The sequence below is a fragment of the Streptomyces katrae genome (assembly GCF_000966975.1).
GTDB classification, from domain to species: Bacteria; Actinomycetota; Actinomycetes; order Streptomycetales; family Streptomycetaceae; genus Streptomyces; species Streptomyces katrae.
The window spans coordinates 1-1,192 of record NZ_JZWV01001310.1 but is presented as its reverse complement, the minus strand read 5'-3'; the positions used below and the strand labels follow the sequence as shown (position 1 = coordinate 1,192).

Sequence of the window (1,192 nt, the reverse complement as noted above, 5' to 3'; positions counted from 1 at the left end):
GCGGGGAGCAGCGGGTTCTCCCAGCGGGTGGCCTGCTCTGCTCCCCGCACCCGCGGGGATGGACCCCGAGACGGTCACCGCCCGCCTGCCAACCGAGGCTGCTCCCCCCAACCGCGGGGATGGACCCGACAAGCGCCGATACACCTTGGCGTACGGCGGCTGCTCCCCGTACCCGCGGGGATGGACCCCTCGCCCAGGCACACGAGCGCTGGGGAGAACTCTGCTCCCCGCACCCGCGGGGATGGACCCCACGCTCCAGAGCCTGGTGACCGGCGCCCCCCTGCTCCCCGCACCCGTCGGGATGGACCCGACTCCACACCGGCGCCGGTGCAGCCACACCGACTGCTCCCCGTACCCGCGGGGATGACCCCAAGCTCTGGCCCATCCACGCCCAGCCGGTGTGCTGCTCCCCGCGCCCGCATCCCAGCGCCGGAGGCTGAGCCGTCCTCAGGGTCCCCTTGCTCCCAGCAAGTGCAGGGTTGGACCCGGGTGTCTGGCCAGGGCGGTGCGTTGAAGAGACGGCCTTTCAGTCGTAGAAGAAGAGCTCAAGGTCCTCGACGGAGCCCGGACCGGTGAGGAAGCCCTCGGCCTTCGCGATCTCGTGTTCTGGCGGCAGCTCCCCCTTCAGGAGCTGCCGCATCCAGATTTCTCCTTGCTCGCCGATGGCGTAGATGCCGGACAGCAGCTCGGCCATGCCCGCAGGGCGCGGTGGGCGGTGTCCTGCGACCGGCTGGAGTACCCAACCGCCTGACCGGGCAGCGAGCCGCAACACTCCGGCCCAGTTCGCGATTCTCCCGATGCGTACGTGCCACGAGTCCTCGGTGAACGGGGCCATCCGTCCGCCAGAAAGGGGGTTTGTGGCGGCGCGGATGTCCTTGATGACCTGCCGTTCCACGGTGTCACGGATCCAACGCTCTTCCTGCGCTTCTTCGATGGCGGCCTCCCACCACTCCCACGCGCCTTCGAATCGGTCCGTGAATGTGTCCATGTGAACAGACTTCCATGTACGGGGCTTGTTCCTGTAGGCGGGCAGGTTCTATGTGTTGGTCAGGGTGTTTCCCGTGCTGCTGCCCCGGATCTGGTGCCGGCTCCGGTATCCGTCGTTGAACCCGCCTTCGTCCGGTACTCGGGTGACTCCGAGTCGATGGGCTCGTCGGCGGCGGGCTCCCCTCAAAGCCACCTCTCTGCAGGG

Annotated in this window: 1 protein-coding gene; it reads right to left on the bottom strand. The window is 68.6% G+C overall.

All coding sequences use genetic code 11. The annotated features are described in order from the left end of the window. Positions 1-526: 526 nt before the first annotated feature. Positions 527-988: a hypothetical protein gene (locus tag VR44_RS36565; RefSeq protein ID WP_045951974.1), complete on the bottom strand. Its 462-nt coding sequence runs from the start codon at positions 986-988 to the stop codon at positions 527-529. Positions 989-1,192 lie beyond the last annotated feature (204 nt).